Source organism: Bradyrhizobium sp. T-1, assembly GCF_053592855.1.
On the sequence record NZ_CM132115.1, the window covers coordinates 201,957 to 223,351 of the forward strand.

Sequence of the window (21,395 nt, forward strand, 5' to 3'; positions counted from 1 at the left end):
AGAACGGGAGTCGTCAGGCATCCAGGCGCATGGGCAGTCCGCGCCGGGCCATGTGCTCCTTGGCTTCGCGGATGGTGAACTCCCCGAAATGGAAGATCGAAGCCGCCAGCACGGCGGTGGCACGCCCATCCCGGATCCCGTCGACGAGGTGGTCGAGATTGCCGACGCCGCCCGAGGCAATCACGGGAACGGGGACGCTGTCGGCGATCGCCCGGGTCAGCGGGATGTCAAAGCCCTGCCGCGTGCCGTCGCGGTCCATCGAGGTGAGCAGGATTTCACCCGCCCCGAGCGAGACCACTTCCTGGGCATATTCGATGGCGTCGATGCCGGTCGAGTTGCGGCCGCCATGGGTGAAAATCTCCCAGCGATCGCCGCCCGGGCGCTTGACCCGCTTGGCGTCGATCGCGACGACGACGCACTGCTCGCCGAACTTCTCGGCAGCTTCCTTGACGAACTCGCGCCGCGACACCGCGGCGCTGTTGATCGAGACCTTGTCGGCGCCGGCGCGCAGCAGCGTCTTGATGTCGTTGACCTCGCGCACCCCGCCGCCGACGGTCACCGGCATGAAGCAGGCTTCCGCCGTGCGCCGGACCACGTCCAGCATGATGCCGCGGTTCTCATGGGTCGCGGTGATGTCGAGGAAGGTCAGCTCGTCGGCGCCGGCGGCATCATAGGCGATCGCGGCTTCGACGGGATCGCCGGCATCGCGCAAGTCGACGAAGTTGACGCCCTTGACGACGCGGCCGTCCTTGACGTCGAGGCAGGGGATCACGCGCACCTTGAACATGTGTCAGCTCCCAGGCGCGCGTGCATCGCGGATCAAGGTGAGGGCGGCGGCCGGATCGAGCCGGCCGTCGTAGAGTGCGCGGCCGGCGATCGCACCGGCGAGCTTTTTCGCCCGCGGCGTCAGCATCGCCTTCACGTCCTCGATCGAGGCAAGACCGCCGGAGGCGATCACGGGAATCGAGATGGCGTCGGCAAGCGCGACGGTCGCGTCCAGGTTCAGGCCTTTCAGCAGGCCGTCGCGCGCGATGTCGGTGAAGATGATGGCGGCGACGCCGGCATCCTCGAACCGCTTTGCGATCTCAAGCACCGTGACTTGCGACGTCTCGGCCCAGCCTTCGACGGCGACCTTGCCGTCACGGGCGTCGAGGCCGACCGCAACACGGCCGGAAAATTTCTTCGCCGCGGCCTTCACCAGCTCCGGATCGCGCACCGCGGCCGTGCCGATGATGACGCGGGTGATGCCCTTCTCGAGCCAGGCTTCGACGGTCGCGAGATCGCGAATGCCGCCGCCGAGCTGCACCGGGATCTTGATCGTCTTCAGCATCGCCTCGACGGCCTGCGCATTCACCGGCTTGCCGGCGAAGGCGCCGTCGAGATCGACGACGTGGAGATACTCAAAGCCCTGCTCGGCGAAGCTCTGCGCCTGCGCGGCTGGATTGAGGTTGAACACGGTCGCGCGCGCCATGTCGCCTTGCTCGAGGCGCACGCACTGGCCGTTCTTGAGGTCGATGGCAGGAAAGAGAATCACGGTTTCCATCGCAAAAAGTTCGAGATCAGGGCCAGACCAAAACGCTGGCTCTTCTCGGGGTGAAACTGCGTGCCGATGGCGGTGTCTTTCGCGACGATCGCGGTGACGGGACCACCATAGTCGGCGCGCGCGAGCACGTCCGCTTCATGGGCGGCGTTGAGGTGATAGGAGTGCACGAAATAAGCGTGCTGGCCCTTGGGGCCGAGCGACAGCTTGTTCAGCACCGGATGCTCCTTCAGCACGTCGAGCGTATTCCAGCCCATGTGCGGAATCTTCAGGCTCTCGTCGCGCGGCGTGATCTTCTCGACGTCGCCGCCGATCCAGTTCAGCCCTTCGGTGACCACGTGTTCCTTGCCGCGGCTCGCCATCAGCTGCATGCCGACGCAAATGCCGAAGAACGGCCGCGCCTTGACGCGCACGGCTTCGGTGATCGCTTCGACCATGCCGTTGACGGCATCGAGACCGCGCCGGCAATCGGCGAAGGCGCCGACGCCCGGCAACACCAGACGGTCGGCGCTGTAGGCCTGGTCCGGATCGCTGGTGACGAACACATTCTGCGGATTCTCCAGGCTGCGCGCGGCACGCTCAAACGCCTTGGCGGCGGAATGCAGATTCCCGGAACCGTAATCGATGATGGCGACGCTCATCTTGACCCTCCCGGTTCTGGAAATAATCCAATGATGCCGCCGGCCGGAATCGGCGGCGGATTCGAAAATTGCTGACCCGGCACGTTGCGGGTCGGCGGCGGGCCGCCGCGATCGACGGCCCATTGATCGTTGACGATGCCGCGTTGCTTCTGGCTCCAGCGCTCGAAGAAGCGCCGCTCGGCGGTATCCTCATCATCGGCGACGACGACGTCGAGCTGCCGCCACTTGCCGCGCGACAGCGTCCAGCGGCGCAGGCTCGAGGCCTCGAACCCCATCAGCAGGGCGACGATGACGTTGGCGAAGAAGATCGATCTGCGGCCGACGCCGAGGCTATGCAGCCCCGCATCGAACGCGGCGAGAAAGACGATCCAGCCGATCAGGGCGAGCCAAAGCCTGTTCCAGAGCAGCCAGACCGGGCCGAAGATCATCGCCCAGAAATGGAAGCCGTCGCGCACGAACACGAACTTGTCGGTCGCGCGCAGATCGGCCCCGCCTGGGGTAGGAGCATGAACTGTGTAGACAGGCATTTTCGATGCCCCGTGCTCGAGAATTGAGTAGATAGCCGCAGGCAACGCCTGGCCACCAAGACGGGATGTCAGCCGCCGAGCGAGCCCTTGGTGGACGGGATCTCGCCCGCCGCCTTGGGATCGATCGCAACGGCGGTGCGCAGCGCCCGCGCCAAGCCCTTGAAGCAGGACTCGGCGATATGGTGGCTGTTATCGCCATATAAGGTCTCGACGTGCAGAGTCACGCCGGCGTTGATGGCGAACGCCTGGAACCACTCACGCACCAGCTCTGTGTCGAACTCACCGATCTTGTCGCGGGGGAAGTCGGCCTTGAACACCAGGAACGGGCGGCCCGAAATGTCGATGACCACGCGCGACAGCGTCTCGTCCATGGGCATGTGCACGCCGGCGTAGCGGGTAATGCCCGCCATGTTGCCGAGCGCCTGCTTGACCGCCTGGCCGAGCGCGATGCCGGTGTCTTCGGTGGTATGGTGATAGTCAATGTGCAGATCGCCCACCGCCTTGACCGTGAGGTCGATGCGGGAATGGCGGGCGAGGAGATCGAGCATATGGTCGAAAAAGCCGATGCCGGTCGCAATATTGGCCACGCCGGTGCCATCGAGGTTCACGGAGACCTCGATGTCGGTTTCCTTGGTCTTGCGCTTGATCGTCGCGGTGCGCATTGAAAGCTGGTTTCCATCCTGGCTTGAGGGCCGAAAACGGCGGTCTTTTAACAGTCAAATGACGCCTTCGCTACTGCGGGAACGGCTGGCCGGCCTCTACTTCTGCCTATGGTGAGCGAATTTGAGGCCGGAACGGTCCGTTGTGCGCCAGTTGTCCCTTTGGCCCCGACCGCCTAAATCAGGCCGGACAACGAGGGTTATGATGCAAGATTCCCAGAACAGCTCGCCGGTCTGGCACGGCACCACGATTTTGACGGTCCGCAAGGGTGGCAGGGTGGTGATCGGCGGCGACGGCCAGGTCTCGATCGGCCAGACCGTGATCAAATCCAACGCCAAAAAGGTCCGGAAACTCGGCAAGGGCGACGTGATCGGCGGCTTTGCCGGCGCCACGGCCGACGCCTTCACGCTGTTTGAGCGGTTGGAATCCAAGCTCGAGCAGTATCCGGGGCAGCTGACCCGGGCGGCCGTGGAGCTCGCCAAGGACTGGCGCACCGACCGTTACCTCCGCCGGCTGGAGGCCATGATGATCGTGGCCGACAAGGACGTCTCGCTGGTGCTGACTGGCACCGGCGACGTGCTCGAGCCCGAGGCTGGCGTGATGGCGATCGGCTCCGGCGGCAATTACGCGCTGGCCGCGGCCCGCGCCCTGATCGACACCGACAAGGACGCCGAGACCATCGTCCGCCGCTCGCTCGACATTGCCGCCGACATCTGCGTCTACACCAACCGCAACGTCACCATCGAAGCGCTGACGGCCGGATAGAGGATCCAACTGTGGATGAACAGTGTAGCCCCGGTCTCGGTCTAACCTCTCCCGCCTGCGGGAGAGGTCGACGCGCAGCGTCGGGTGAGGGCTCTCGCCTCTTGGGGGTTCTCGCGAATGGAGACACCCTCTCCCCAACCCTCTCCCGCAAGCGGGAGAGGGAGCACACTGCCGCTTGGGCATGACGCTCCCGCCCGCCAAGAGCGCCAGGACGGCGACCCCCGCTACCTATTGGGTCGGCATCGCGCTGCTGTTGCTGGCGCTGCAGGCCTCGATCCTGTTTGCGATGGGGCGGGTGCCGATCTGCACCTGCGGCTACGTCAAGCTCTGGCACGGCGTGGTGAACAGCTCGGAGAACTCCCAGCACATCGCCGACTGGTACAGTTTTTCGCATGTGCTGCACGGCTTCCTGTTCTACGGGCTGACGTGGCTGTTGTTCTCGCGGCGCTTAACCTGGCCCGCACAGCTGATCATCGCGATGCTGATCGAGGGCGCGTGGGAGATCGTCGAGAACTCGCCGTTCATCATCGAGCGTTACCGCGCCGGCACGATCTCGCTGGATTATTTCGGCGACAGCATCGTCAACTCGGTGTCGGACACGCTGTTCATGGTGCTGGGGTTCCTCACCGCGCGCGTGCTGCCTGTCGCAGCGACCGTCACGCTTGGCCTTGCCTTCGAGATCATGCTGGCGCTGCACATTCGCGACAATCTGACGCTCAACGTCCTGATGCTCATCCATCCAATCGAGGCCGTGAAGCAATGGCAATCCGGTCCGCCGATCATTTGACGACCCAAAAAAGCGGCTTGTCCCAGCCGGCTTCCAATCCTAGCTAAGGTCCCATGACAGACTTCTCTCCCCGTGAAATCGTTTCCGAACTCGACCGTTTCATCGTCGGCCAGGCCGACGCCAAGCGCGCCGTCTCGATCGCGCTGCGCAACCGCTGGCGCCGGCAGCAGCTCACCGGCTCCTTGCGCGAGGAAGTGCTGCCGAAGAACATCCTGATGATCGGGCCGACCGGCGTCGGCAAAACCGAGATTGCACGACGATTGGCGAAACTGGCGAACGCGCCGTTCCTGAAGGTCGAGGCGACGAAGTTCACCGAGGTCGGCTATGTCGGCCGCGACGTCGAGCAGATCGTGCGCGATCTCGTCGAGGTCGCGATCGCCCAGGTGCGCGAGAAGAAGCGCAAGGACGTGCAGGCGCGGGCCCAGCTCGCAGCGGAAGAGCGCGTGCTCGATGCGCTGGTCGGCGCCAATGCCAGCTCGGCGACGCGCGAGTCGTTCCGCAAGAAGCTGCGCGCCGGCGAGCTCAACGACAAGGAAATCGAGATCGAGACCCAGTCGTCCGGCGGCGGCATGCCGATGTTCGAAATCCCGGGCATGCCGGGCGCGCAGATGGGCGCGATCTCGATCGGCGATATCTTTGGCAAGATGGGCGGCCGCAGCAAGACGCGGCGGCTGACGGTCGAGGGCTCGCACGAGATCCTCGTCAACGAGGAGTCCGACAAGCTGCTGGACACCGATCAGCTGACGCTGGAGGCGATCAGCGCGGTCGAGAACAACGGCATCGTGTTCCTCGACGAGATCGACAAGATCTGCGCTCGTGACGGCCGTGTCGGCGGCGACGTCTCGCGCGAGGGCGTGCAGCGCGATCTGCTGCCGCTGATCGAGGGCACCACGGTCTCGACCAAGCATGGTGCGGTGAAGACCGACCACATCCTGTTCATTGCCTCCGGCGCCTTCCACGTCGCCAAGCCGTCCGACCTGTTGCCGGAATTGCAGGGCCGCCTGCCGATCCGCGTCGAGCTGCAGGCGCTGACCCGCGACGACATGCGCCGCATCCTGACCGAGCCCGAGGCCTCGCTGATCAAGCAATACGTCGCGCTGATGCAGACCGAGGGCGTCACGCTCGACATCACCGACGACGCCGTCGACGCGCTGGCCGACGTCGCGGTTGCCGTCAATTCCACCGTCGAGAACATCGGCGCAAGGCGGCTGCAGACCGTGATGGAGCGGGTGCTGGACGAGATCTCCTTCACCGCCCCCGACCGCAACGGCGAGACCGTCCGGGTCGATGCCGATTTCGTCCAGAAACACGTCGGCGACCTCGCCAAGAACGCGGATTTGAGCCGGTTTATTTTGTAATTTCGGGCTGCCGCGCTATTGATTCCGGCGTCGTCCCGGCGAAGGCCGGGACCCATACTCCCTGACGGTCATTGTAGAAAATATAGCGGCCCCAGCGTTGCCTCAAAACGAACATTCGTGGTTATGGGTCCCGGCCTTCGCCGGGACGATGGCGGAGTGTGGCGCGCCGCTGGTGCCACATGCTCGCTAGCGTCCAGAAAAACCCCTGGCGGCTGCTGCTCGCGATCAACGTGGCGGTCATCGTCGGCGTGTTCATTCACAAGATCAAGCTGCCGCCCTACGTCCCCTACGTCCACCTCCTCGTTGACTATCATTTCGGCTTCATCAAGCGCGCGCTGATCGGGGCGATCGTGGCGCTGTTCACGGCCAGGGTGCCGGTCTGGCTGGTGTTCGCACTCGGCGGGACGACGTGGCTGATAACGCTCGGGCTCTACGCAAGACTGTTTCAGAAGACGTTCGGCTTCACGCAAAAGACGCTGCCGCTGTTCGTCTTCATCGCGGGCTCGCCGTTCTTCCTGAAAAACTTCATGCACACGCTCGGCCATTTCGACATCTATGGCTGCGCGTTGGCGATCATCCTGCTGCTGATGCCGGCGGGCTCGTTGCTGTTCGTGGCGACGGCCGCACTGTTCTCGATCATTCTCGTCCTGATCCACCACATCCATCTGCTGATGTATGTGCCGACGATCATCACCATCGTCGTGACCCGGCATTATTTCGCTCACGGCCTCAATCGCGGCAATCTCGTCGTCGGCATCATCGCCCTCGCCGCTATCTCCGCGCTGTTCTTCGCCGCGCAATTCCTCGGAACGATGCCGATCCCGGAAGCCGATTTCGTCGCGTATCTGAAGACCCGGATGGCCGATCCCTCGCGCACCGATCTCCTGCAGTTCAGCTACATCTGGTACCAGCCGCTGGCGAAGGAGATTGCGGACACCTGGGCCTGGCTGCCGCACAACAGCCTCGGCTTGCCCGTGTTTGCCCTGCTGATCTGGCTGCACACGCCGCTGTGGCGCTATTTTGCGAAGCTGATCGGCGCGCTCGCAAGCGAGACCCACCGCAGGCTCGTCATCGCGGCCCTGGTCGGAATCAGCCTCGCCTATCTCGTGATGTTCGCGATGGTGTTCGACTATTCGCGCTGGATCTCGAACTGGGCCGTCTGCATGGTCCTGATCCTGCATGCCGTGAAGATGTTGCCGGCAAGACAGGAGGCAGCGCTGATCCCGGAGGGGGATCAGAAGACGAATGTCTTCGGCTTGATCATCACCCTGATCCCGCGCGTCGGGATCGTCCGGCCGTTTTAGATTTCACGATGTCGCGAAACGGCTGGTGCGCTCCCTCTCCCGCAAGCGGGAGAATCAAGAGGAGCCCGGAGCTAGCTCGGTCCGCTAAAACCGCGCCCGCCTGATCCGCACGTAAAGCGCGCCCTCGCCGCCGTGGCCGATGGCGGCCTCCTCGAACCCGACGACGAAGGCGCGAAACTCCGGCAGGCTCAGCCATTCCGGCACTTGGCGCCGGAGCACGCCGCTTTCACCGCCGCTCCGTCCCTTGCCGGTGATGACGAGCACGAAGGTCAGGCCGTCGTGATGCGCGCGGTGCAGGAAACCGGTGAGAGCGCGATGGGCGCGCATCTGGGTCATGCCGTGCAGATCGAGCCGCGCCTCGATCTCGCTGCGGCCGCGCGACAGTTTTGTGCGCTCGCGCTTGCCGAGCGGGGCCAGCGGCGGGATCGCCGGCTTTGCGGGACGTAGGGCTGGCGCAGCAGTCAAGGGCCGCGGCGACAGCGCGGGCTTGGCAATGGGCATTGCTGGCGCGGGCTCGGCGCGGGGCCCGCTGTGCAGCTTGGCCGTACGATGCTTTCGCAGCGGCTTGACCTGCCTTGCGACGAGCTCCCACAGCTCGCGGTCTTCGTCGGTGAGCACACGACGGCGCGGCGAGGGACGCGGAGGATCCAGCACGGGCGGACGGGACGATCGCTTCATTGCTGGTGGGAACGACTTTTCATGTGCCTGCGCGGTTCGCGGACAGGCTCTATCACAGGACGCGGCGCCGGCAACGGCACCGGGCCTGCGATGGCGACGGTCTCGCCCTTCGGGTCCTTGGCGGGATCGCTCTGCGGAAACAGCTTTGCGATCTTTTCCGACGGGCGTGGATCCGGCACCGGCAATCGCGCCGCGCGCAACGCCGGATCAAGGCTCTTCGGCACCAGCATCACAAAATGCATGGGGTGACGGAGCCGGCCCGAGACGCGGCCGGCGTCAGCACCGGCACCGAAATAGAGATCGGCGCGCGCGGGGCCGATGATGGCCGAGCCGGTATCCTGCGCGATCATCAGGCGATGGAACGGGGTTTTGGCGCGGTCGGACTCGATCGGCAACTCACCCTCGATGAAGAACGGCGTGCCATAGACATGCAGCGATTTATCTACCGCGATCGAGCGGCCGGCTGTCAGCGGAATGCCCTGCGCCCCGACCGCCTCGTCCTTGTCGGAGAGATTGACCTCGCGGAAGAAGATGTAGGACCGGTTCTGGCGCCGCAGCTCCTTGGCACCGTCGGGGTTTTGGGCCATCCATTCCCTGATCTTCTGCATCGACATCTCTTCCTTCGGAATGATGCCGCGCTCGATCAGCACGCGCCCGACGGCGGTGTAGGGATAGCCGTTATAGGAATCGTAGTTGAGGCGGATGGTGCCGCCGTCGTCGAACTTGATCCGCGCCGAGCCCTGGATCTGGGCGAACAGAAGATCCGTCGGGTCCTTCAGCCAGGCGATCTCGAGCCCGCGGCCGGCGATCTTGCCGTCCTCGATCTCGCCGCGGTCGTAATAGGGCACGAGCTTGCGGCGGCCGATCTTGCGATAGACCGATCCCTTGTTCGGCAAGCTGACCGAGGCCTGATTGTAGCCGCGCACGAACAGGTTCGAGGGGCGGCGATAGACCGGGACGTTGTAGACCTCGGTCTGCGTCCGCGATCCCTCCAGCACCGGCTCGTAATAGCCGGTGACGAAGCCATCGGGCTCGCCGAGGCGCGAGATGCGCAACGGCGAGAAATTATCCTCGAAGAACGTTTTGGCTTTCGCGTCATCGGTCAGATCGAGCGATTTGGCGGCCCTGCAGGGTTCGCTCAGCGAGCTGCCCAGAGCCTTGAGTTCAAGTGCCTTGGGCTCGGGCGCGCCGGTCTGCGCATTGATCGAACGGCAGCTTGCGCGAAAGGTCTTGTACGCCGCAAGATGGTCGTCGTCGCTCCAGCCCTTCACGTCAGCCCAGACCAGCGGCAGATATTGCGCAGCGGGAATTTCGAACGGAAGAGGGAGCTGCGGATAGGGCAAGGCCCGCGGAGGAACCGCAGCCACGTCGGGCAGGTGATGATAATGGCTGCGGTAGTGGCGCCGCGCAGCCTCGGCGCCAAGCGAAAAAGAAGCCAGCACGACGAGACCTGCGCAAAGCGCGGTCGCGCTGTTCTTCAGAAGGATCTTAATTCGCGCTTCCGGTGCCAACCAGCTTCCAGTTCGGATCGCGAGAGGTGGTGTCGCGGGCGAAGGTCCAGATGTCGGTAATGTCGGCGACCTTGTCGGCGTTGCCGTCGACGATGTTGCCGGCCTTGTCACGGGTGACCGAGATCATCTGCGAGACGAAGCGCACGGTGAGCTGGGCCGTACGGTCGCGCAGCTCGGCGCCCACGAGCTCGGCCTTGTCGATCGAGACGAAGCGCGTCTCGGTCTTCTGCTCGTTCTTCTCGCGGTCCTTGATCGCGGCGTCGAAGCTCTCATAGACCTCGGACGACAAGAGGTCGCGCAATGCGCGGCGATCGCCATTGGCAAAGGCCAGCACGATCATCTCATAGGCACCGCGGGCGCCCGAGATGAAATGGCGCGGATCGAAGGCGGAATCCTTGTCGACGATGGCATCGAGACCCTGGGCCAGCGCGGTGCCCGGCTCGGTCAGGCCCTTCCAGCGGTCGGAGGGCGGGGCCGGGTCGGCGGTCGGGGCCAGCGGCGGCTGGTCGATCACCTTGCCCGGCATGGTCACGACGTTCTTGTCCGGGGCACTCCCGAGCGCATTGCGCGCCGTGCGGTCGAACGGCGGCCGCTCATTGCCGGTCCGTTGTCCCAACACGCTGCGCAGCCGCAGGAAAATAAAGACCGCCAGCGCAAGGAAGATGATGGTGTAGATGTCCACGTCGTATCGCTTTCTGGTCTTTACTCAGGTCTGCTTTGGGGTCGTTGCCGGGAAAATCAATCCGGCCAGTAGACCGTTCCATACCCGAACGGCAAGACTACATCACCATTTAGGCCCGCGCGTCACGTCCGCCGGATGTAGGCACGAAATCTGGCCCGGCCAATGGCGCCTTTTGGCACAGCGGCAAGTGTAGCGCGTTTTATGCTTAAGGGGAAACCCGATCGTGGGCGGAAATCGCGCATCTTCAAGCGTTTAACGTGCGATTTGGCGTCCGGGGCGGGTCAAGGGCTGCAAGTCTGGTTGCGGCCGGGATCGGCGCCGCGAAGCCGTTCGTCCTTGTGGAACGAGGCAGCCCTATGTTAGCCAACCGCCGCGAAATTCAGCCCAAATCGGGTAAGGAGACACTTTGATGACCAACGGTAACGGCAACCCTCCCGACGCGGCCCAGGCTCCCCAGCTCAACGTGCTGGCGCAGTATACCAAGGACCTCTCGTTCGAAAACCCGAACGCGCCGACCTCGCTGCAGCCGCAGACCCAGCCGCCCCAGATCAACATCCAGATCAATGTCAGCGCCAACAATCTCAGCGAAACCGAGTTCGAGGTGACGCTGTCGGTCGACGGCAAGGCCGAGACCGCCGGTAAGGTGATGTTCTCGTTCGAGCTCGCCTATGCCGGCGTGTTCCGGATCGCGAATGTGCCGAAGGAGAACCTGCACCCGCTGGTCATGATCGAATGCCCGCGGCTGCTGTTCCCGTTCGCGCGCGAAATCATCGCGACCGCCGTGCGCGACGGTGGGTTCCCGCCGCTGATGCTCGACCCGGTCGACTTCGTCGGCCTCTATCGCCAGAACATGGAGCGGCAGATGGCCGCCGGTGGTCAGGTCGGTCAGGCCTAATAAGCAGGCTCTAACCAGCTGGAGGGGCGACTGGAGCGGCGAGGTACTCGTTCCAGATCGCCTTTTCGCCCATCGTGGCGATGAAGGCCCGATGCGCCTCGCGCTCGGCGTCCGATACCCGCGGCGCGAGCGGCACCTGCCGCTGCCGCCGCGGCGCATCGCCAGCCGCATTGACGCGAATCTCCTGGGCTTCCGAAGCCAGCAGGAGCTGCGATTGCCGCGCCCCCACCAGATCGACATAGACCTCCGCGAGCAGCTCGGAATCGAGCAGCGCGCCGTGCTTGGTACGGTGTGAATTGTCGATCGAGTAGCGCGAGCAGAGATCGTCAAGCCGGTTCGACACGCCGGGATGCTTGCGCCGCGCCAGCAGCAGCGTATCGACCAGCCGCTCGCGCGGGATCGCCGGGCGCTTGATCCGGTCGAGCTCGGCATTGATGAAGCTGATGTCGAACGAGGCGTTGTGGATTACGAGCGGCGCATCGCCGATGAATTCCAGAAACGCGTCGACGACCTCGTGGAACAGCGGTTTCGTCGAGAGAAACTCGGCCGACAGTCCGTGCACGGCAAAGGCTTCCGCCGGCATGTCCCGCTCGGGATTGATGTAGACGTGGTACGTCTGTCCCGTCGGCATGCGATTGAAGATCTCGACACAGCCGATTTCGACCAGGCGATCGCCGCGAAGCGGATCGAGGCCGGTGGTTTCGGTATCGAGAACGATTTCACGCATGATCTTGAGACGCCGTGAACGAAGCCTTGCAAGGCGGCGAATCAGGCCCGCCGCTGCGGCATCTTAACGACCTCGGCCAGGATGTGCGTGATTTGCGCGCGCACCGGCTCCAGTCCGTGGGATGTATCCACCACGAAATCGGCCCGCTTGCGCTTTTCGGCGTCGGGCATCTGCTTGGCGATGATGGCGTCGAGCCTGGCCTCATCCATGGTTCCCCGCGCGAGCACGCGCTCGCGCTGCAATTCCGGCGAGGTCGAGACCACGACCACGGCATCCACGCGCTTCTCGCCTCCGGTTTCGAACAGCAGCGGGATATCCAGAACCACGACCGGCGCCCTGGCTGCTTCCGCATCGGCAAAGAATTTCTGACGGGAGGCGCCGAGCATGGGATGGACGATCTGCTCGAGTTGCTTGATCGCGGCGGGATCGTGCACGACGCGCGCGGACAGTTTGGGACGATCGACCTTGCCGTTCGCGGTGGTGCCGGGGAAGGCGGCCTCGATCGCGGGCGCGGCCTCGCCTTCATAGAGCTGATGGACGGCGGCATCCGCGTCGTAGACGGGCACGCCAGCCTCCGCGAACAACTTTGCGGTGGTGGATTTGCCCATTCCGATCGAGCCGGTCAATCCGAGAATCCGCATCAGCGCAAGACCATCCCTGTCAGTCACACCGCAACTAGCCGCTCGCGCCGCAGGAACGCAAGCAGCGGCAGCATGGGCAGGCCGAGAATGGTGAAATGGTCGCCCTCGGTGCGCTCGAACAGATGAATGCCAAGGCCTTCGAGCTGATAGGCTCCGACGCTTGTGATGACGGCGTTGCCGGCGGCGTCCAGATAGGCTGACAGCTCTGCCTCGGTCATGTCGCGCATCGTCATGCGCGCAACCGAGACATCCTCGAAAACAATCTTGCCGTCATGCGCTACGGCGACCGCGGAATTCAGCTCGTGCGTATTGCCCGCAAGATCGCGCAATTGGGCCAGTGCCGCTGCACGGCCAGCAGGCTTGTTGAACAGGCGATCACCGAGCGCCAGCGTCTGGTCAGCGCCGATCACATAGCTTCCGGGACGTTTGGCTGAGACTGCTTTTGCTTTCTCACGCGCCAGCAGGAGACCGATCTCGCGCGGATTCGAAAGTTTCGACGCTGACTGAATGCCGCGCTCGTCGATGTCGGCAGTCATAGCCTGGAATTCGAGCCCGGCGTTCGCCAGCAGCATTTTTCGCGCGCTGCTTTGCGACGCCAGGATCAAGGGAGATGTGCCACGCCAAAGACCCATCGCAAAAAAATATTCCCAAAAACTATTCAGAAGGCCGGTTGCGCTGGCGATCGCTGTAGAGCTTCATGATCGCCGCCGCGGTTTCCTCGATCGAGCGTCGCGTGACGTCCAGCAGCGGCCAGTCGTGCTTGGCGCTCAGCTTGCGCGCAAACGCCACCTCCTCGGTGACCGATTGCTTGTCGGTATAGGTGTCACTGCCGGATTCGGCGCCCATCGAGAGCAGGCGGTTCTGACGGATCTGGATCAGGCGTTCCGGCGTCGCATGAAGGCTCACCACCAGCGGCTTAGTGAGCGTCTCCAGCTGTGCCGGCACTGGGATGCCCGGAACCAGCGGCACGTTGGCGGTGCGAATGCCGCGGTTGGCGAGATAGATCGACGTCGGCGTCTTCGAGGTGCGGGACACCCCGACCAAGACGACGTCGGCCTCCTCGAGCCCTTCGACATGCTGGCCGTCATCATGGATCATCGTGTAGTTCAGTGCGTCGATGCGCTTGAAATATTCCGCATTGAGCACGTGCTGCGCACCGACGCGACCGGTGGTCGCCGCGCCAAGATAGGCTTCGAACAATTGCATGACCGGGCCGATGATCGAGAGGCTCGGAACATTGATCGCCTTGCACTTGTCCTCGAGCCTGGAAACCAGGTCTTTCTCCAGCAGCGTGAACAGCACGATACCCGGCGCTTCCTCGATCTCGTCGAGCACGCGATCGAGCTGCTTCTGGCTGCGCACCAGCGGATAGACATGCTCGACCGGCGTGACGTTGGCGTATTGCGCAGCGACGGCGCGTGCGACCGTGATCAGGGTCTCACCGGTGGAGTCGGACACGAGGTGCAGATGGAAATAATTGCTCGAGGTCGGCACAAAAACTCTTTGTATGAAGTCGGTGTGGTTTGTGGATTTCTGTGGAGCTTAACCCCTCGGAAAGGGTTGCGCGACACCGGGGGCGGGACAAGTGCCAAATTTCTTCACACCACTGTCCGTCAGAACAAGTCCGGCGGCCTGTCGAGAGAGAAGCGGGATTGCGCCGACAACCCCCTTGATAGGCTGCGGATAGAAATGCGCAAGCCTTTGAGCCCGGACCATTTATCCGGCCAGACGGGAACCGGCAGGGACATGTTGATGGATGTGAACAAGCGCACGCGAACGCGCGAATGGCGTTGTGTGAGTCCAATCCACGGTCACTCAGACTCAAACCTTAAGAATCTAAGATTCTAGATTTGAGGAAGGCGCTACGGACGGATATGTGTGCAGGCGAGACCTTAACGAGTTCTTACTATCCCCAGATCGCCAAGCGGCTGGGCACAAAGGCGGACGCCGGACATGTTTGAAGACGTCTATCTCTGGATCAAGGCTCTGCACGTGATCGCGGTCATCGCCTGGATGGCCGGTATGCTCTATCTGCCGCGGCTGTTCGTTTATCATTGCGAGGCCGAGATCGGCTCGAAACAGTCCGAAACCTTCAAGGTGATGGAACGCCGCCTGCTGAAGGCGATCATCAATCCGGCCATGATCATCACCTGGGTCGCCGGGCTCTATCTTGCCTGGTCCGGTCATTGGTTCACGTTCGGCTGGCTGCATGTCAAATTGGCAATGGTGCTTGCAATGTCTGCGGTCCACGGCTTTTTTTCCCGCTGGATGAAGGACTTCGCCGCCGACCGGCGTCCCTATAATCAGAGATTCTTTCGGATTATCAATGAGGTACCGACCGTCCTGATGATCATCATCGTCATCATGGTGATCGTGAAGCCGTTCTAGGCAGGAATCGTGAACGATCGCTCAGCGCTTCGGCTTGCGGAGCGGGAAGCTATTTTCTATATTGTCGATATCCCACCCAACGCAGGCGGATGTGGTTGTGTCTGAGCTTTTCAGAGGCCGGACACCGCATCAGGTTTGAAGCCCCCCGGGCACTTAACCTTGCCAGACCTGCGGACCTTACCTTCTCACGTCCGCATTTCAGAGCCTCCTCGCACCCCCTCCCTAAAGGTTACCTCACAGGACCACCCCAATGCGGGAAATTAAACTCGAAGACCTCAAGTCCAAAACGCCGGCCGAGCTCGTCTCGTTTGCGGAGGAGAATGGGGTCGAGAATGCCAGCACCATGCGCAAGCAGGAGCTGCTGTTCGCCATCCTCAAGCAGCTGGCGCTGGCCGAGACTGACATCGTTGGCCAAGGCGTCGTCGAGGTGCTCTCCGACGGCTTCGGCTTTCTCCGTTCGCCCGATGCGAATTATCTGCCGGGCCCCGACGACATCTACGTTTCGCCTTCGCAGATCCGCCGTTTCGGTTTGCGCACCGGCGACACCATCGAAGGCCATATTCGCAGCCCGAAAGAGGGCGAACGCTATTTTGCGCTGCTGAAGGTCAACACGCTCAATTTCGAGGATCCGGAAAAGGCCAAGCACAAGGTCAATTTCGACAACCTGACGCCGCTGTTTCCGAATCAGCGTTTCCGCATGGAAATCGATGATCCGACGCGGAAAGACCTGTCCGCACGCGTCATCGACATCGTCGCACCCATCGGCAAGGGCCAGCGCGCGCTGATCGTCGCGCCGCCGCGCACGGGTAAAACCGTACTGATGCAGAACATCGCGCACTCGATCACGCACAACCATCCCGAATGCTATCTGATCGTGCTGCTGATCGACGAGCGTCCGGAAGAAGTCACGGACATGCAACGTTCGGTGAAGGGAGAGGTCGTGTCGTCGACCTTCGACGAGCCGGCGGTGCGCCACGTCCAGGTCGCCGAAATGGTGATCGAGAAGGCCAAGCGCCTGGTCGAGCATGGCCGCGACGTCGTGATCCTGCTCGATTCGATCACCCGCCTCGGCCGCGCCTACAACACCGTTGTGCCGTCATCCGGCAAGGTGCTGACCGGCGGTGTCGACGCCAACGCGCTGCAGCGCCCGAAGCGCTTCTTCGGTGCCGCTCGTAACATCGAGGAGGGCGGCTCGCTGACCATCATCGCGACCGCGCTGGTCGATACCGGCAGCCGCATGGACGAGGTCATCTTCGAAGAGTTCAAGGGCACCGGTAACTCGGAACTGATCCTGGACCGCAAGGTCTCGGACAAGCGCACCTTCCCGGCGATCGACATCTCGCGCTCCGGCACCCGCAAGGAGGAGCTCATCACCGATCCGCAGGTGCTCAAGAAGATGTACGTCCTCCGCCGCATCCTCAATCCGATGGGCACGATGGATGCGATCGACTTCCTGCTCGACAAGCTGCGCTCGACCAAGAGCAATTCGGAGTTTTTCGACTCCATGAACACCTGAGCCTGGGTGCAGCAAAGGTTTCGAGGGCGCCTTCGGGCGCCCTTTTCTTTTGTGCAGCTTTGCTGCGGGCAAAGTGCAGCATGGTGGGCTTCTCCGTCGCTGCACCGGCTCCTTCTTATCCCCTTGATATTTCGATCTAATGCTTGAATCGCGGTGGGCTGACCATGTCGGGCGATATCGATCTTGCAGCAAAAATGGTGCATTCATATTGCGGTGCGGTATTGCGGTTGCTGCGGGCTGGTCGCAGCAAAAAGGAGGCCGGGTGGACCAGAACGTTCCGTTTGCCTTTTCCCGGCCAGCCGGACAAATAGGCCATGCACCCGCGAGAGCAGACCATTTTTGCGTTGTCGTCCGGCCGACCGCCGAGCGCGATCGCGCTGGTGCGCGTTTCGGGTCCGCAAGCCGGCCTGGTGGTGACGACGCTGGCGGGCGAGCTTCCGGCGCCACGGCAGGCCAGCCGCCGCATGCTTCATGATGGCGCGGGCCAGCCGATCGACGATGCGGTGGTGCTCTGGTTCCCGGGACCGGCAAGCGCGACCGGCGAGGATGTCGCCGAATTTCACGTTCATGGCGGACGCGCGGTGCTGGCCGCGCTCTTCGCGGCTATTTCCATAATTCCGAATTTACGTGCAGCCGAGCCCGGCGAGTTCACGCGTCGCGCGTTCGAGAACGGCAAGCTCGATCTGACCGAGGCGGAAGGCCTCGACGATCTCATCCACGCCGACACCGACCGCCAGCGCCGCCAGGCACTGCGCCAGTTGCAAGGCCTGCTCGGCAATCGCGCGCGCGACTGGCGCGAGCGCATCATCGAGGCGTCAGCGCTGATCGAAGCCGGCATCGATTTTTCCGATGAAGGCGATGTGCCCACGGCATTGAGGGCGCCGGCGGTGAAAGCAATCAAGGCGCTGCATGATGAAATTGCAAAAGTGCTTGCAGCACAGGGACATTCCGAACGCCTGCGCGAGGGCTTGGTGGTTGCGATCGCCGGCGAGCCGAACGTCGGAAAGTCGACATTGATGAACCAGCTCGCACGCCGCGAGGTCGCGATCGTCTCGCCGCATGCCGGCACCACCCGCGACGTGATCGAGGTGCAGCTCGATCTCGATGGCTATCCCGTTACTGTGATCGATACCGCCGGCATCCGCGAGACGGACGATCCGGTCGAGCAGGAAGGCGTGCGCCGCGCGAGGGCGCGTGCCGAGGACGCCGACCTCGTGCTGTGGCTGGTGGACGGAGAACGAGCCGCTGATCCGGACGCGACACAGTCGGCCCGGCCGGGCGGCTCGGTTTGGATCGTTCATAATAAGATCGACCTTGGTGGCGTCGTTTTCGGTCGAGGTGGCGAGTTCGGGATCTCGGCGAGGCGAGGCGACGGCATTCCCGAACTGGTCGAGGCTCTCGTGAAATTCGCCGCTGATTTTTTTGGAACCACCGAGGGCGCATTGGTGACTCGGGCCCGGCAGCGAGAATTGTTGAGCCGGGCGTCAGACAGCTTGCGCCGGAGTCTCGACCTAGTAGAAGAGGGGGAAGAGCTCGCCGCCGAGGAGCTGCGTGCTGCGGCCTATGCCTTGGGCCGGCTGCTCGGACGGGTCGACGTCGAGGACGTCCTTGGAGCCATTTTCCAGAAGTTCTGCATCGGAAAGTAGCGCTAGTTCTTCAATGTAGAACTAGCGCTTGTTCCATTGCTTGCGTTTCACGTGAAACAGGGTTTTGAGGTTCCGTGTTGTTTCACGTGAAACACGCACCAACGCTTCACGTGAAGGCGGATCCCCACTGAGGAACCCTCTCAGGGACAATTGCCGCGATCCTATCCTTGTCATTGCCAGGAGCCCTTGCGACCCAGCAATCCAGACCGTTCAGTGGAGGGACTCTGGATTGCTCCGCTGCGCTCGCGATGACCGAGTCCGTCGGGGCGCGTCCAAGGGCGCATGACTCGCTTCGCGCTCGATTGTCGCGTTTCATGTGAAACACCAAGCCGCTCCCTACTGTGCATGGGGTTGTTTTCGCGAAGCTGCCCCCGTCTCCGTTGCCCTACGTTTCACGTGAAACAACCCGCCCACCCAGTTTCCGCTTCCGGCTTTCCTGCCTCTAAGCTAGAAGTCCGCCCATGCGATCAGAGCGAGAGAGTTTCGACGTCATCGTCATCGGCGGCGGCCACGCCGGCTGTGAGGCCGCGGCTGCCGCTGCCCGGGTGGGTGCGACGACCGCCCTGGTGACCCACCGCTTCTCCACCGTCGGCGCGATGTCCTGTAATCCCGCCATCGGCGGTCTCGGCAAGGGTCATCTGGTCCGCGAAGTCGATGCGCTCGACGGTCTGATGGGCCGGGTCGGCGACGCCGGCGGCATTCAGTTTCGCGTTCTCAATCGTCGGAAGGGGCCCGCCGTCCGCGGCCCCAGGGCGCAAGCCGACCGGAAGCTCTACGCCGTCGCGATGCAGGCTGCGATCGAGCAGACCGCGGGTCTCTCCGTCATCGAAGGCGAGGCCGACGAGCTGATCGTGGCTGATGGCCGGGTCACCGGACTACGTTTGGCGGATGGCCGGCAGCTCCGGGCAGGGGCCGTCGTCGTCACCACCGGCACCTTTCTGCGCGGTCTGATCCATCTCGGCGAGAAAAACTGGCCGGCTGGCCGCGTCGGCGAGGCTCCGGCGATGGGTCTTTCGGCTTCCTTTGAGCGAGCTGGCTTCACTCTTGGCCGACTGAAGACAGGGACTCCGCCGCGTCTGGATGGTTCGACCATCGACTGGTCCGCAGTCGAGATGCAGCCCGGGGACGAGCCGCCGGAACCGTTCTCGGTCATGACCGACCGGATCACGACGCCGCAGATCCAGTGTGGGATCACCCGGACCACGTCCGCCACCCATGAGGTGATCCGCGCCAACGTCCATCGCTCCCCGATGTACTCCGGCCAGATCAAGAGCTCCGGACCGCGCTATTGCCCCTCGATCGAGGACAAGATCGTCCGCTTCGGCGACCGCGACGGCCACCAGATCTTCCTGGAGCCGGAAGGGCTCGACGATACCACCGTCTATCCCAATGGCATCTCCACCTCGCTCCCCGAGGAGGTTCAGCTTGCGATCCTCGCCAGCATTCCGGGCCTGGAGCGGGTGAAGATGGTCCGTCCGGGCTATGCCATCGAATACGACCACATCGATCCCCGTGAACTCGATCCGACTCTCCAGACCAAGCGTCTGCGTGGTCTTTTCCTGGCCGGACAGATCAATGGCACCACCGGATACGAAGAAGCCGCCGGGCAGGGGATCGTGGCCGGGCTGAATGCGGCACTCTCCGCCGGCGGTGCGGCGCTGACCGTGTTCGACCGGGCCGACGGCTATCTCGGCGTAATGATTGACGACCTCGTCACCCGCGGGATCAGCGAGCCCTATCGGATGTTCACCTCGCGGGCCGAGTACCGGCTGACCTTGCGGGCGGACAATGCCGATCAGCGGTTGACCGAGAAGGGGATTGCGCTGGGCTGCGTCGGCCACGCCCGGACCCGGCATCACCGGACCAAGATGGGTGCCCTGAATGCAGCCCGGACCCTATCGAAGTCGCTGACCATCACCCCGAACGAGGCAATCAAGCGCGGGTTGTCCCTGAACCGGGACGGCCAGCGGCGGTCCGCCTTCGAGCTGATGGCCTATCCGGATATCGGCTGGAGCCAGGTCCGCGCGATCTGGCCAGAGCTGTCCTCCATCGATCCCGTTATTGCCATCCATCTCGAGATCGACGCCAAGTATGATGTCTATCTGGAGCGCCAAAGCGCCGACGTCGAAGCCTTTCGCCGCGACGAGGGGATGGTGCTGTCAGACGTCGACTATCAGCAGGTCCCCGGTCTCTCCAACGAAGTGCGGGCCAAGCTGGAGAAGGCGCGGCCGTTCACGGTCGGTCAGGCCGGCCGGATCGACGGGATGACGCCGGCGGCGCTTGGCATCCTCGCGGCCTATCTCCGCCGCGAAGCGCGCAAGACCTCCAAGGCAATCGCATAGGCGTTTCACGTGAAACAGCGCGGACCGGGCGGAGACAGACCGCTATCGCGACGACCCCGGGCGGGAGACGGCGGCAGCGGCCGATCCGATCCGACGCCGACCAAGCCCAAGATCGACAAGGCCAGCGCCAACGATCAGGCGCTCGATTCCATCATCGCCGCTGACAAGCGCGCGGCCTTGAAGCTCGCGCCCGTTTCACATGAAACGGAAGCGCGCCTCGACCGCTACATCGCGCTGCTCCGAGAGTGGCAAGCCAAGACCAATCTGGTCGCGCCCTCGACCTTGCCGAACCTCTGGACCCGGCATATCGCCGACTCGCTTCAGCTCGTCGATCTCGCCCCATTGGCAAAACGCTGGGCCGACCTCGGCAGTGGCGGCGGCTTTCCGGGCGTTGTGCTTGCCTGCGCCATGGCCGGCACGCCGGACGCGAAAGTTCATCTTGTCGAGCGAATCGCCAAGAAGGCCGCGTTTTTGCGCGAAGCGATCCGCGTCACCACATCTCCGGGAGTCGTACATCTCGCGGAGATCGGGGATAATGTGGATAGAATCACCGGCCCCGTCGATTGCGTCACCGCGCGCGCGTTGGCTCCGCTACATCAACTCATCGGCTTTGCGGAGCCGCTGATGCGCCAGGGCGCAAAGGCGTTATTTCTCAAGGGTCAAGATGTAGAGGCTGAATTGACCGAAGCCGCTAAATATTGGAATATTCAGCCGCAGCTCCACCAAAGCCGTACGGGCGACGGGTGGATCGTCGAGCTGGCATCGGTTGAACGGCGCGGGTGAGACG

The 21,395-nt window shown here is 63.3% G+C and carries 23 protein-coding genes; 11 read left to right on the forward strand and 12 right to left on the reverse strand.

The annotated features are described in order from the left end of the window. Window positions 1-13 precede the first annotated feature (13 nt). The 5 genes from hisF to hisB all read right to left on the reverse strand — a co-directional run bounded on the left by hisF (window position 14) and on the right by hisB (window position 3,370). Window positions 14-787 (reverse strand): imidazole glycerol phosphate synthase subunit HisF, encoded by a 774-nt coding sequence (hisF, locus tag ACWAT4_RS00955; RefSeq protein ID WP_212301904.1) that lies wholly within the window; start codon window positions 785-787, stop codon window positions 14-16. Window positions 788-790: 3 nt separating this feature from the next. After that, window positions 791-1,534, reverse strand: a complete 744-nt coding sequence (hisA, locus tag ACWAT4_RS00960; protein ID WP_449729607.1) for a 1-(5-phosphoribosyl)-5-[(5-phosphoribosylamino)methylideneamino]imidazole-4-carboxamide isomerase — start codon at window positions 1,532-1,534, stop codon at window positions 791-793. Further along, window positions 1,531-2,181, reverse strand: a complete 651-nt coding sequence (gene hisH, locus ACWAT4_RS00965; RefSeq protein WP_449729608.1) for an imidazole glycerol phosphate synthase subunit HisH — start codon at window positions 2,179-2,181, stop codon at window positions 1,531-1,533. Before hisH ends, hisA begins: the two co-directional genes overlap by 4 nt. Then, window positions 2,178-2,708 (reverse strand): DUF2628 domain-containing protein, encoded by a 531-nt coding sequence (locus ACWAT4_RS00970; RefSeq protein ID WP_212424181.1) that lies wholly within the window; start codon window positions 2,706-2,708, stop codon window positions 2,178-2,180. The genes hisH and ACWAT4_RS00970 overlap by 4 nt, the downstream gene beginning before the upstream one ends. 68 nt (window positions 2,709-2,776) lie before the next feature. Beyond that, window positions 2,777-3,370, reverse strand: a complete 594-nt coding sequence (gene hisB, locus ACWAT4_RS00975; protein WP_027561673.1) for an imidazoleglycerol-phosphate dehydratase HisB — start codon at window positions 3,368-3,370, stop codon at window positions 2,777-2,779. Window positions 3,371-3,572: 202 nt separating this feature from the next. Here hisB and hslV point away from each other — a divergent pair, with 202 nt between their 5' ends. The 4 genes from hslV (at window position 3,573) to ACWAT4_RS00995 (ending at window position 7,582) form a co-directional block, all read left to right on the forward strand. Continuing rightward, window positions 3,573-4,133, forward strand: a complete 561-nt coding sequence (gene hslV / locus ACWAT4_RS00980) for an ATP-dependent protease subunit HslV (protein ID WP_212302145.1) — start codon at window positions 3,573-3,575, stop codon at window positions 4,131-4,133. A gap of 181 nt (window positions 4,134-4,314) precedes the next feature. Then, window positions 4,315-4,920 (forward strand): DUF2585 domain-containing protein, encoded by a 606-nt coding sequence (locus ACWAT4_RS00985; protein WP_449731322.1) that lies wholly within the window; start codon window positions 4,315-4,317, stop codon window positions 4,918-4,920. 53 nt (window positions 4,921-4,973) lie between these two features. Next, the gene (hslU, locus tag ACWAT4_RS00990; RefSeq protein WP_212424180.1) at window positions 4,974-6,278 is read left to right on the forward strand and encodes an ATP-dependent protease ATPase subunit HslU; all 1,305 of its coding nucleotides are present in this window, start codon (window positions 4,974-4,976) and stop codon (window positions 6,276-6,278) included. A gap of 179 nt (window positions 6,279-6,457) precedes the next feature. Then, window positions 6,458-7,582 (forward strand): hypothetical protein, encoded by a 1,125-nt coding sequence (locus ACWAT4_RS00995; RefSeq protein WP_449729609.1) that lies wholly within the window; start codon window positions 6,458-6,460, stop codon window positions 7,580-7,582. 84 nt (window positions 7,583-7,666) lie between these two features. On the opposite strand, the gene ACWAT4_RS01000 is transcribed toward ACWAT4_RS00995, so the two are convergent. From ACWAT4_RS01000 to ACWAT4_RS01010, 3 genes are read right to left on the reverse strand one after another with little or no spacing between them, the layout of a single operon-like run. Continuing rightward, window positions 7,667-8,260 carry a Smr/MutS family protein gene (locus ACWAT4_RS01000; RefSeq protein ID WP_212301899.1) on the reverse strand — a complete coding sequence of 198 codons (594 nt, stop codon included), beginning with the start codon at window positions 8,258-8,260 and terminating at the stop codon, window positions 7,667-7,669. Beyond that, window positions 8,257-9,771 carry an MltA domain-containing protein gene (gene mltA / locus ACWAT4_RS01005; RefSeq protein WP_212447431.1) on the reverse strand — a complete coding sequence of 505 codons (1,515 nt, stop codon included), beginning with the start codon at window positions 9,769-9,771 and terminating at the stop codon, window positions 8,257-8,259. Before mltA ends, ACWAT4_RS01000 begins: the two co-directional genes overlap by 4 nt. Next, the gene (locus ACWAT4_RS01010) at window positions 9,749-10,453 is read right to left on the reverse strand and encodes a Tim44/TimA family putative adaptor protein (protein ID WP_449729610.1); all 705 of its coding nucleotides are present in this window, start codon (window positions 10,451-10,453) and stop codon (window positions 9,749-9,751) included. Before ACWAT4_RS01010 ends, mltA begins: the two co-directional genes overlap by 23 nt. Window positions 10,454-10,862: 409 nt before the next feature. On the opposite strand from ACWAT4_RS01010, the gene secB reads away from it, so the two are divergent. Beyond that, window positions 10,863-11,348: a protein-export chaperone SecB gene (secB, locus tag ACWAT4_RS01015; protein WP_212301896.1), complete on the forward strand. Its 486-nt coding sequence runs from the start codon at window positions 10,863-10,865 to the stop codon at window positions 11,346-11,348. A 10-nt stretch (window positions 11,349-11,358) separates the two neighbouring features. Here the strand turns inward: secB and dnaQ are convergent, their stop codons facing one another. Genes dnaQ through ACWAT4_RS01035 form a run of 4 tightly spaced genes read right to left on the reverse strand, consistent with a single transcriptional unit; the run spans window position 11,359 to window position 14,210 of the window. Continuing rightward, window positions 11,359-12,075, reverse strand: coding sequence for a DNA polymerase III subunit epsilon (gene dnaQ / locus ACWAT4_RS01020; protein WP_212301895.1), 717 nt, complete (start codon window positions 12,073-12,075; stop codon window positions 11,359-11,361). A gap of 41 nt (window positions 12,076-12,116) precedes the next feature. After that, window positions 12,117-12,716 carry a dephospho-CoA kinase gene (gene coaE, locus ACWAT4_RS01025; RefSeq protein ID WP_212424430.1) on the reverse strand — a complete coding sequence of 200 codons (600 nt, stop codon included), beginning with the start codon at window positions 12,714-12,716 and terminating at the stop codon, window positions 12,117-12,119. A gap of 23 nt (window positions 12,717-12,739) precedes the next feature. Further along, entirely contained in the window at window positions 12,740-13,348 is a 609-nt protein-coding gene (locus ACWAT4_RS01030; RefSeq protein WP_449729611.1) for a Maf family nucleotide pyrophosphatase, read from the reverse strand. A gap of 22 nt (window positions 13,349-13,370) precedes the next feature. Next, window positions 13,371-14,210, reverse strand: a complete 840-nt coding sequence (locus ACWAT4_RS01035; RefSeq protein ID WP_212301893.1) for a pyruvate, water dikinase regulatory protein — start codon at window positions 14,208-14,210, stop codon at window positions 13,371-13,373. A gap of 459 nt (window positions 14,211-14,669) precedes the next feature. Here ACWAT4_RS01035 and hemJ point away from each other — a divergent pair, with 459 nt between their 5' ends. The 6 genes from hemJ to rsmG all read left to right on the forward strand — a co-directional run bounded on the left by hemJ (window position 14,670) and on the right by rsmG (window position 21,391). Beyond that, window positions 14,670-15,104, forward strand: a complete 435-nt coding sequence (hemJ, locus tag ACWAT4_RS01040; protein WP_449729612.1) for a protoporphyrinogen oxidase HemJ — start codon at window positions 14,670-14,672, stop codon at window positions 15,102-15,104. 250 nt (window positions 15,105-15,354) lie between these two features. Further along, window positions 15,355-16,620: a transcription termination factor Rho gene (rho, locus tag ACWAT4_RS01045; RefSeq protein ID WP_008133567.1), complete on the forward strand. Its 1,266-nt coding sequence runs from the start codon at window positions 15,355-15,357 to the stop codon at window positions 16,618-16,620. 164 nt (window positions 16,621-16,784) lie between these two features. Further along, window positions 16,785-16,931, forward strand: a complete 147-nt coding sequence (locus tag ACWAT4_RS01050) for a hypothetical protein (protein WP_449729613.1) — start codon at window positions 16,785-16,787, stop codon at window positions 16,929-16,931. A 3-nt stretch (window positions 16,932-16,934) separates the two neighbouring features. Next, window positions 16,935-18,266, forward strand: a complete 1,332-nt coding sequence (gene mnmE, locus ACWAT4_RS01055) for a tRNA uridine-5-carboxymethylaminomethyl(34) synthesis GTPase MnmE (RefSeq protein ID WP_449729614.1) — start codon at window positions 16,935-16,937, stop codon at window positions 18,264-18,266. A 461-nt stretch (window positions 18,267-18,727) separates the two neighbouring features. After that, a complete protein-coding gene (gene mnmG / locus ACWAT4_RS01060; RefSeq protein ID WP_449729615.1) occupies window positions 18,728-20,608 on the forward strand; it encodes a tRNA uridine-5-carboxymethylaminomethyl(34) synthesis enzyme MnmG in 1,881 nt (626 codons plus the stop codon). A gap of 9 nt (window positions 20,609-20,617) precedes the next feature. Continuing rightward, window positions 20,618-21,391 (forward strand): 16S rRNA (guanine(527)-N(7))-methyltransferase RsmG, encoded by a 774-nt coding sequence (gene rsmG / locus ACWAT4_RS01065; protein ID WP_449729616.1) that lies wholly within the window; start codon window positions 20,618-20,620, stop codon window positions 21,389-21,391. Window positions 21,392-21,395 lie beyond the last annotated feature (4 nt).